The organism is Nonomuraea sp. NPDC049784 (genome assembly GCF_040659615.1).
Lineage (GTDB): Bacteria > Actinomycetota > Actinomycetes > Streptosporangiales > Streptosporangiaceae > Nonomuraea.
The window spans coordinates 1-9,743 of record NZ_JBFAMX010000385.1; the positions used below are offsets into that span (position 1 = coordinate 1).

5 protein-coding genes are annotated in these 9,743 nt (G+C 68.3%); 1 reads left to right on the forward strand and 4 read right to left on the reverse strand.

Annotation, left to right across the window (positions count from 1 at the left end):
* From AB0J09_RS44145 to AB0J09_RS44160, 4 genes are all read right to left on the reverse strand, one after another.
* Positions 1-3,175, reverse strand: a 3,175-nt coding sequence (locus tag AB0J09_RS44145) for a DUF2961 domain-containing protein (RefSeq protein ID WP_360705122.1), incomplete at its 3' end; no start/stop codon positions are given.
* An 11-nt stretch (positions 3,176-3,186) separates the two neighbouring features.
* The gene (locus tag AB0J09_RS44150; protein WP_360705124.1) at positions 3,187-5,217 is read right to left on the reverse strand and encodes an N-acetylmuramoyl-L-alanine amidase; all 2,031 of its coding nucleotides are present in this window, start codon (positions 5,215-5,217) and stop codon (positions 3,187-3,189) included.
* Positions 5,218-5,231: 14 nt separating this feature from the next.
* Positions 5,232-6,710, reverse strand: coding sequence for a VCBS repeat-containing protein (locus tag AB0J09_RS44155; RefSeq protein ID WP_360705127.1), 1,479 nt, complete (start codon positions 6,708-6,710; stop codon positions 5,232-5,234).
* 14 nt (positions 6,711-6,724) lie between these two features.
* A complete protein-coding gene (locus AB0J09_RS44160; RefSeq protein WP_360705130.1) occupies positions 6,725-9,328 on the reverse strand; it encodes an FG-GAP-like repeat-containing protein in 2,604 nt (867 codons plus the stop codon).
* A gap of 306 nt (positions 9,329-9,634) precedes the next feature.
* Between AB0J09_RS44160 and AB0J09_RS44165 the strand changes: the two genes are divergently transcribed.
* On the forward strand, positions 9,635-9,743 hold a 109-nt coding region (locus AB0J09_RS44165), incomplete at its 3' end, for a LacI family DNA-binding transcriptional regulator (protein ID WP_360705132.1).

Consider the following 9,743-nt stretch of genomic DNA (forward strand, 5'->3'; position numbering starts at 1 on the left):
GTGGAGCGCCATGGCCCGCCAGGACAAGTCCGTGTACCTCGACCAGAACGGCGAGAAGTTCGTGCCGCTGTTCCAGAGCGGCAAGATCGGGATGACCCGGCACCTGGTCGCCGCCCGCGAAGTTGTCATGCCACTTCCAGGCGTTCTCCACGAACCTGCCTCCATCGGACAGTGAGACGAACACGTCGGCCGCCGGCCCGCCGGTGAAGGTGGCGATGTCGTCGCGCCCGTCACCGTTGAAGTCGCCCACGGCGGGCGTCTCCGTGCCGACCGCGAAGTTGTCGTGCCAGCGCCACCCGTCCTGCCGGAAGACGCTGCCACTGGACAGTGCCACGAACACGTCGGCGGACGTGCCGCGAGTGAAGGTGGCGATGTCGTCCTTGCCGTCGCCGTCGAAGTCGCCCACGGCAGGGAACTCGTCGCCGATCGCGAAGCGGTCGTGCCACCTGCGCGCCGCCCCGAACCCGGACCCGGTCGACAGCGCCACCCACACGTCACCCGAGTCGCCCCGGGTGAACGTGGCGATGTCGTCGCGCCCGTCACCGTCGAAGTCGCCCACGGCGGGGATCTCCGTGCCCGCGGCGAAGTAGTCGTGCCACTTCCATCCGTTCTGCACGAACTTCCCGCCGTCCGCCAGCGACACGTAGACGTCGGCGGAGCTCCCTCTCGTGAACGTCGCCGCGTCGTCCCGCCCGTCGCCGTCGAAGTCGCCCGTCAGGGCGATCTCCTGGTCGACGGCGAACGAGTCATGCCACTTCCACCCGTCCTGCACGAACTTGGTCCCGTCGGAGAGCGAGGCGTACACGTCGGCCGTGCTGCCCCGGGTGAAGGTGAGTACGTCGTCCTTGCCGTCCTTGCTGACGTCGGTGCGGGTGGGCGTGCCGGTGCGGCCGGAGACGACCGGGCCCACGTCGGCGGTGCGGCCCGACAGGTCCACCGCCTCCACCCGGTAGTACCAGGTGGCGCCGGCGGCCAGTGGGCCGTGGGTGAAGCCCGGCGTGCGGGTGGTGCCGAGCAGCGTGCCCTGCGCGGTCGGCGACGTGGAGCCATACACGCGGTATTCGCGGATGCCGAGGTCGTCGTCCGGCTCGCGCCAGGTGAGGTGCAGCGCGTGGTCGGTCCCGCCGACCGGCGACGCGCCCTCGGTCGCCGAGGGGGCACGCGCGTCGACGTGCTGCGCGGGGATGAGGCTGTCGGCGGCGTACCTGGCTGCCGTCCACACCCCGGAGGTGGGGCGCAGCTCCACGCGGACCACCTGCTTGCCCCCGGTCACGCTCGCGGGGAGTGAGAACGTGTCCGCCAGCCAGCGCTGCGTGCCGTTGCCGAGCGGCTGCCGCCACTCGCCGACGTCGGTGCCGTCCACGAGGACGCGGGCCGCCTGGTAGGCGTTGGCCTGGTCGGAGGTACGCCGCAGCAGCACGCCCGCATTCTCCCCGTCCACGCCCAGCAGGAACGAGACCGGGCTCGACGTGGTCCGGGTGACGCCGCGTACCGTCTGGTGGTCGTCGTCGCCCTCGTACACGGACGTGAGCGTGGCCTGAGTCGCCGCGCCGGTCTCCCGGTAGTCGTGCTCGGCCCTGCTGGTCGCATCGCCCACATCGAGGACGCTGGTGCGGTGCGTGCCGAACGTGGGCTGGGCGTAGAGGAAGGCGGTGGAGCCGTACGTGGCGGGGGTGTCGTTCTGGAAGCCGTGCTCGATGCCGAACCTCAGCGCGCTGGAGTACTCCACGCCGTCGGACAGCATGAGCCGGTACGTGGCGTCGCATTCGTACTGGCAGCCCTCAGCGAACTTCTCGTGTGCGGGGTTGCCGTTCAGCGGGTTGGAGAACTCGCCGCGGTTGAAGTACCAGCCGGACTCGTAGAAGTCCTCGCCGCCGGTGCCGTGCAGCTGCGGCGACAGGGCCGTGTCCACGTGGACGCGCTCGTCGCCCTCGAGGTACTGCCGTGTGTTGCCGCTGGGGACGAGCCCCTGCATGGTGTGCGAGACGCCGACGAATTTGCCGCGCCCCGTCCGGTCGGCGAACAGCCAGTCGGCGTCGCGTACGACGGCGCCGCGGCGGGACTCGGTGGTGAAGTAGCCCGCCTTGCCGCCGGGCATGAGCGCGCCGGCCCAGGCCGGGTCGGCCGCGGAGGTCACCTGCACCTCGAGGTCCGTCAGCGTGCGCCCGGTGCCGTTGACCAGGCTGACCTTGGCCTCGGTCCGGTACGGCATCGGCCACCACGTCGTGTACCAGCCGCCCGGCGCCGTGTCCATGGCGAACAGCAGCGACTTGGCCGGATGCTCGCCCAGCCCCGAGCCGAAGAACTCGCCGACCGGCGAGTCGACGGTGTTGCGGCCGTCGAAGTCGAGCCGCAGCCGCAGCCCGGCCAGGGTGTCGTCGGTGGCCTGCGCGTCCGGGACGCGCACCCGTAGCGCGGAGATCGCGCCGGACCCGGTCACCCTGGCCATTTCCCGCTGCTGCCCCGCCGTAAGGGTCGCCTTCTCATTGACGGTCTGGGTGCCCGGCTGGGCCGGTTTCGGGTCTCGGATGCCGGATGCCTTGAGCAGGTTGACGACGTCGGTGGCGTTCTCGGTGACGTCGAACCTCTTCACCCCTTCCGCGTCCGGGAAGTGCCGGTAGGTGACGTGGTAGAAGAGGGGGTTGTTCTGGACGTACACGCGCATCGACTCGCGGTACGGCATCGGCACCTTGATGTAGACGCCGCCGGAGCTCTGGTCGGCGTTGGCCACCAGCGGGTAGACGAACGGCCCGCCCACCTGTCCGTTGACCAGGGACTGGAGGGGCGCGCTGACGACGGTGGCGCCGTCCAGCTCGATCGTGATGGTGCCGGTGGCCGAGACATTGCCCTCGTCCCTGGTGAACCAGATGGAGGAGATCTCGCCCGGCCCGGTGTCCTCGGCGATCACGCAGGAGGTGCCCGATTTGCGCAGGCAGGAGTAGGCGCCGTCGAAGCCGTCCTGGGTGTTTCCGCCGGCCCGGTCGAAGCTGGAGAACTGCCGGGTCTGCGTGCCTGGACTCAGGTAGGGGAGCCGGTCGAGGCGCCGGAAGACGTCCCAGCCGATCGGCCCCTTGTCGGCCCCCGCCGCCGCGACAGCGGGTTGCGCTGTGACGGCGACGGCGGAGGCGGCGATGAGCAGGCTCGTCGATAACGCGGCGAGCAGCTTTCGGGTCATGCTCGTCCCTTTCACAGGGTGGTCTCGCCGTCCAGGCCGAAGAAGTCGTGCCATTTGAGTCCGGTGCCGAAGGCAGTGCCGGTGGACAGGCCGACGTAGACGTCGTTGGTGCTGCCGCGGGTGAAGGTGATGATGTCGTCCTTGCCGTCGCCGTTGTAGTCGCCGGTGTACGGGAACTCGCCGTTCGGGGCGAACCAGTCGTGCCACTTCAGCCCCGGGCCGAAGCCCGCCCCGTCGGACAGGGCCACCCAGACGTCGCCGAGGTTGTTGTTGGTGAAGGTAACGAGATCGTCCTTGCCATCGCCATTCACGTCCGCCACGCGCGGCTGCTCCCCCGCGAGCGCGAAATTGTCGTGCACCTTGACCGCCGGGCCGAAGCCGGTGCCGGTGGACATCGCCACGTAAACGTCGTTGGTCGAACCCTGGGTGAAGACGATGATGTCGTCCTTACCGTCCCCGTTCACGTCGCCCACGGCCGGGAACTCGCCGTTCAGCGCGAACCAGTCGTGCCACTTCATGCCCGTGCCGAAACCGGTCCCGTTGGACAGCGCCACGAAGACGTCGTTCGCCGACCCACGCGTGAACGTGACGATGTCGTCCTTGCCGTCGCCGTCGAAGTCGCCGACTGCCGGGATCTCCCCGCTCGGAGCGAAGAAATCGTGCCACTTGGCGGCGGCCCCGAAGCTCGTCCCCGTGGAGGGAGCCACGTAGACGTCGGCATTCGCCCCGTGCGTGAACGTGACGATGTCGTCTTTCCCGTCGCCGGTGAAATCGCCGGTCAGCGGGGTCTCGCCGCTCAGCGCGAAGTAGTCGTGCCACTTCACCGACGTACCGTCGAACCCGTTGCCGTTCGACGTCGCCACGTACACATCGGCATTCGCGCCGTGCGTGAACGTCACGATGTCGTCCTTGCCGTCACCGTTGAAATCCGCCGGGGAGCCGCCGAGGGCCGGGCCGCCGCCGTTGACCAGCGACATGTAGTAGTCCCAGTTCCAGTTCGGGCCGGGGTCGGTGTGGTCGTTGCCGGGCAGCTCGCTGTGGCCGACGATGTTGGCGCGGGTGCGGGCGATGCCCCACTTGTCGGCCAGGTACCTGGTCAGCGCGGCCGACGAGCGGTACATCGCGTCGGTGAACCACGACGGGTTGTCCACGTAGCCTTCGTGCTCGATGCCGAGGGCCTCGGAGTTGGAGGATCTGGCGTGGTACGCGGTGTCGGTGTCGCGGACCATCTGCGTGACGTCGCCGTCGGAGGAGCGAATCACGTAGTGGGCGCTGACCTGCGCGGACGGGTTCTGGAACCAGTTGATCGTGCCGGCGTACGAGCCCTGGGTGACGTGGATGACGATCTTACGGATGGGGCTGGAGCGGCCGACCGAGTAGTTGTTGGGATGTGCGGGGACCCAGTGGGCGGGCGGGTAGTCGGTGCTCAGGATCCCGGCCCCGGCGTCACCGGTGGAGGCCGCCAGGGGCTTGACCTTGGCGTACTTGCCGCGGTCCGGGCTCACCTTGTGCGGCTGCACGACCACCTGAGGATCCTTGACGCCCTGCGCGAGGATGCCGTACACGGTGTCCGCGTACAGGCGGGCGACCTGGTCGTTGGCGGCGCCGCTGTAGCGGGCGACGGCCGGGTACCAGGCGTTGACGTCGTTGCGCTTGGACGCGTCGAGCCCCGCCTGGTCGGCGAGGGCGCGCAAGACCGCCGCGCCGCCGCGGATGTTGGCCGCGGTGTCGGTCTTCAGCTGGGCCTCGGACTCGCCGGTGAGCTTGGCGGCCTGTTCGAGGGTCTTGTTCTGCGGGTTGCTCACCAGGTGCATGACGCCGTAGCCGTTGGCGCTGCTGGGCTCGCCGTTGTGGTCGTCGAGGTGCGTCTCGCCGTAGCCAACCGCCACGAGCAGGTCCTTGGGGACCTGGTATTCCGCCGTCGCGTCGGCGAACGCCTTGTCCAGCCCGTCCGGCTGGGCGGCGGCGGCGGGCCTGGCGGTGAGCAGCAGCCCGCCGACGGCCGCGCATAAGAGGGCCTTACGCACATGCTTCCACTGCATTGTTCCAGCTCCTTCTAGAGGGTGGTCTCGCCGTTGAGGCCGAAGAAGTCGTGCCACTTGATCCCGGTGCCGAAGGCCGAGCTGCCGTTCGACAGGCCCACGAACACGTCGTTGGCCGAGCCCTTGGTGAAGGTGACGATGTCGTCCTTGCCGTCACCGTCGAAATCGCCGGTGTAGGGGAACTCGCCGTTCGGGGCGAACCAGTCGTTCCACTTCAGCCCCGGACCGAAGCCCGCCCCGTCGGACAGGGCCACCCAGACGTCGCCGAGGTTGTTGTTGGTGAAGGTGACGAGATCGTCCTTGCCGTCGCCGTTCACGTCCGCGATGCGCGGCTGCTCGCCGGCGAGGGCGAAATTGTCGTGCACCTTGACCGCGGCGTTGAAGCCCGTCCCGGTGGACGTCGCCACATAAACGTCGTTGGCCGAGCCCTGGGTGAAGACGATGATGTCGTCCTTGCCGTCCCCGTTGACGTCGCCCACGGCCGGGAACTCGCCGTTCAGGCCGAAGAAGTCGTGCCATTTCTGGCCCGCGCCGAACCCGTTCCCGTTGGAGAGGGCCACGAAGACGTCCTGTGTCGTCCCGCGGGCGAAGGTCGCGATGTCGTCCCTTCCGTCGCCGTCGAAGTCGCCGACGGCCGCCGTTTCGCCACCGGGTGAGAAGTAGTCGTGCCATTTCGCGGCGGGACCGAAGCCGTTGCCGTTGGAAGCCGCCACGTACACGTCGCCGCTGGAGCCGTGCGTGAGCGTGACGATGTCGTCCTTGCCGTCACCAGTGAAGTCGCCGGTGTAGGTGGTCTCGCCGCCCAGGCCGAAGAAGTCGTGCCACTTCACCGAGGTGCCCTCGAACGACGTGCCGTTCGACGTGGAGACGTACACGTCGGCCGAGGCGTTCTTGGTGAACGTGATGATGTCGTCCTTGCCGTCGCCGTTGAAGTCGGCCGGCGAGCCCGCCTGCATGCCGTGCATCCACGCGGCCTCGTTCAGGAGTGAGCGGGCCTTGGCCTCGGACTGGTCGTAGCGGTCGGGGAAGGCGGAGCGCTGGACGCTCTGGGCGAGCTGGCCGGGGCTGTAGCCGGGGTTGGCCGCGTCGTTCTTGATGGCCCGGGTGAAGAACGAGTTGGCGGCGAAACTGACGTCGAGGATCTGCTCGGGGGTGCCCCAGCCCTGGCTCGGGCGCTGTTGGAAGACGCCGAGTGAGTCCTTGTCGCCGCAGTTGAGGTTGTTCATGTGGGACTCGACCCAGCCGGTCTCGAACGCCGCGAGCATCACCTTGTCGTTGGCGTTGAGGCTCCGGCCGACCCGGTAGACGGCCGTCGTGACCCACTGGTCGTGGGTGGAGGGGACGGAGGGGCAGGCGAGGAGCAGTTCGGCGTTGGAGCGGTGCGGCTGCTTGCCGGGGTCGGGGGCTGCCTGGGCGGGCAGAGCGGAAGCCACGGCGATGGCCAGCGCGCCCGCGGTGATGGATAACGCGCGGCGAACTCGGATCTTTCTCATGGTGTTCTCCTGAATCAGAGGGTGGTTTCGCCGTTGAGGCCGAAGAAGTCGTGCCATTTGATCCCGGTGCCGAAGGCCGAGCTGCCGTTCGACAGGCCCACGAACACGTCGTTGGCCGAGCCCTTGGTGAAGGTGACGATGTCGTCCTTGCCGTCGCCGTCGAAGTCGCCGACGTACGGGAACTCGCCGGCCGGGGCGAAGTCGTCGTGCCATTTGGCGGCGGCCTTGAATCCCGCACCGTCGGAAAGGGCCACGTACACGTCGGCGGCGGGGTTGCCGGTGAAGGTGACGATGTCGTCTTTTCCGTCGCCGTTGAAGTCGCCCACGCGAGGCTGTTCGGCGCCCGGCGCGAAGTTGTCGTGCGCCTTGGTGGCGGGGCCGAAGCCGGTCCCGGTGGACAGGGCGACGTAGACGTCGGCCGTGGCGCCCTGGGTGAAGACGATCAGGTCGTCCTTGCGGTCACCGTTGACGTCGCCGAGGGCCGGGAACTCGCCGTTGAGCGCGAACCAGTCGTGCCATTTCTGGCCCGCGCCGAAGCTCGTGCCGGTCGACAAGGCTACGTAGACGTCCGCGTCGGAGCCGCGCGTGAAGGTCACGATGTCGTCCTTGCCGTCGCCGTTGACGTCGCCGACCGCCGGGATCTCGCCGCTGGGGGCGAAGTAGTCGTGCCATTTGACGGCGGCCCCGAAGCCGGTGCCGTTGGACGGGGCCACGTACACGTCGGCGTTCGTCCCGTGCGTGAAGGTGACGATGTCGTCCTTGCCGTCACCCGTGAAATCGCCGGTCAAAGGGGTCTCGCCGCTCGGGGCGAAGAAGTCGTGCCACTTGCCGGACGAGCCGAAGCCCGTCCCGGTGGAGGCGGCCGCCCACACGTCCGCGCTCGATCCGTGCGTGAAAGCGACGATGTCGTCCTTCCCGTCACCGGTGAAATCCGCCGGCGAGCCGCCGAGCAGCATCCCGGTGGTGCCGCCGTAGTAGACCTCGAGCTCGGCGATGGAGGTGAACGTGCGGGTGCCGCCGGGCACGCCGATGACGCGCACGCCGTCGCCGTCCACCGGGTTGAACCCCAGCTCGTACGTCCGGTTCGGCCCGGCCGTGTTGTTGTACGGGTAGTCCGGCGTGACACGCAGCCCGCTCACGTCCACCCATTCGTGGTTCCTACGCACCTGCACCCGGAGGTCCTGGGCGAACCAGCCGCCGTCGCCGAACATCTGCCCGCTGGTGAAGACGACCTTGTTCATCAGGTATTCGCGCGGCCAGGTGTAGCCCCACCAACTGGCGCCCTTGCGCTCGTCGTTCCAGTCGTCCTCGCTCTGCGCCTTGTTCCCGTCGTTGTAGTAGCCGACGTTGCCGAAATGCGCCACCCGTTCGATGCCCACCGTGCCCGGCTCGCGGGCCAGGTTCCTGGCACCGTCGGGCGTGTTGACCGGGGTGGTGTCCACGTGCGGCTCGAGGCGCATCTTGCGCAGCGAGAACGTGTACGCCCAGTGCTGCCCCTCGGGGAAGCCGCCGCCGCATGGGCAGACGTTCGACTGGAGCCACATGGACTTGCCGTCGGCGCTGATGTATTTGGACGGGATCGTCGTGGCGTAGCCGCCGTGCTTGGTCGTGGTCCACGGGTAGCCGCCGAAGTCCTTGCCGGAGAACTGCTTCCACGGGCCCCACGGTGTGGGCGACTCGTAGAACTCGAAGGTGTACTCCGTCCAGGACGTGTAGATGTACCGGTTGAGCGGCTTGTTGTAGACCACACCGCCCTGGCTGACCACGGTCATGTTCTTGGCCCGGTTGGCGGTGTAGACGTCCTGGTAGATGTGCCGGTCGTCGTGCATGACCGCGACCCGCCTGCCGATGTCCGACGTCCAGGTGGGCGCGCCGGAGGCGGTGAAGCCGCTGACGAACTCCCAGGCCGCCCGGTTCTGCACCTGGTCCTTCGGCACCCTGGCCAGCCACAGGTCCACCGGGTCGGGCACGTGGCCGCTGAAGGAGTCGCGCCAGTTGTGGTCGAGGCCGTAGGCGTAGACGTAGCCGTCGGGGGCGTTGCCGTATGCCTTGCCGTAGTCGAGGAAGAAGATGGTGGTGAACAGGCCGTTGTCGAACATCGGCGCCGACCGGTCCCACGTCCACGTCCGGCCATGGTCAGTCGACTTCGCGATCGTCGCGGCCGGGGCGTCGTCGAAGTCGAACGCCAGGTCCTGCACAGCCAGGTAGAGCGTGCCGCCCACGCAGGCCATGCCGGTGGGCTTGCGCGTGTGGTTCGGCTTCCACACCTGGCCGACGTTGTCGCCGATCGGGAGCTGCGCGCCGGCCAGGTTGCCCGGCATGCCGGAGATGCGGGCCACCCCGATGTCGCTGTACGCGGTGCCGAAGCCGACGCCGTCGCCATACGCGGTGTAGACGTTGTCGTCGTCGGACCAGCAGTTCGGCCACAGGTCGCCGTGGTTGCGGTTGTCGCCCACGGAGGGCGCGCCGACCGTGGCGCCGGAGTCGATCTGCACCGTCGAGAAGAACGGGCTGGGCGGCGGTGAGGCGGCGGCCGTGGCTTCCGGGACGGCCGCCATGGCTGTTGTCAACAGGCCGGCCAGGCCCGTGGCCAGACATCGTCGAACGATCGAGAACATGGCTTCTCCTGGCAGTGCGGGACCCCTGAGCGCGCGGCAGTCAGGAGGCCGTGAGGGTGGGGGTGAAGGGAGAAGAGAGTGAGCAATCGATTTCTGGATGAACGTACAATCGCGCCCTGACACCCGTCAAGCCCTGAATTGTCAGGATTTAAGTTGAGCATTTCCGCAGCTAGACCCCTACATTTCAATATTTCAAGAAATGTGGAAGTATGATCATGGAGGGAAAGCGATTCCTGGACCAGGACTTCGACCCCGGTCCGCGCGAGGCAGGGGTACGGGGCTCCGCGATGGTAGAAACTTGGAGCGATGCCCACTATCTACGACGTCGCGCGTGAGGCCGGTGTGTCCGCCGCCACCGTCTCCCGCGTGCTCAACGGCGCCCGCACCGTCGACCCGGCCATGGTCGCGCGGGTGC